Below are 428 nucleotides of genomic sequence, written 5' to 3' on the forward strand. Positions count from 1 at the left end.
AGCCGGTGGAGAAGGAGCCCGGTGTCTGGCTCGAGGACCTGCTGGCGCTGAACTGGGACATCAACCTGCAGTCGGTCTCCGTGCCGTCTCTGGACGCCGCGACCAACGTCGGCAGGCTCTACCCGTGCGACGCGGAGCGCACCGGGTACTGCAACGAGGAGCTTGACGACCTGCTCGCCGAGGCGGACTCGGTCGCCGATCCCGCACAGCGGGAGGACCTCTACGCGCAGGCGACAGAGATCATCTGGAACGACGCCGTCGGCATGTTCCCGATGTTCCCGCAGATCGTCTACGCGTGGCAGGACGGTCTGACCGGTGTCGATCTCGACCCGTCGTCGGTGCCCGGATTCGCCGGCCTCAGCTATGGAGCGGCCGAATGACGGTGCGGGTACCAGTGGGGAGGGAAGATTTTCCGGCCTCGCCCGCGG

At 67.3% G+C, this 428-nt stretch carries 1 pseudogene; it reads left to right on the forward strand.

From position 1 onward, the window contains the following. Positions 1-380, forward strand: a pseudogene (locus ELR45_RS11795) (ABC transporter substrate-binding protein); the annotation flags it as partial. Between the last annotated feature and the right edge of the window lie 48 nt (positions 381-428).

The sequence above is a fragment of the Phytoactinopolyspora endophytica genome (genome assembly GCF_004138495.1).
Taxonomy (GTDB): Bacteria; Actinomycetota; Actinomycetes; order Jiangellales; family Jiangellaceae; genus Phytoactinopolyspora; species Phytoactinopolyspora endophytica.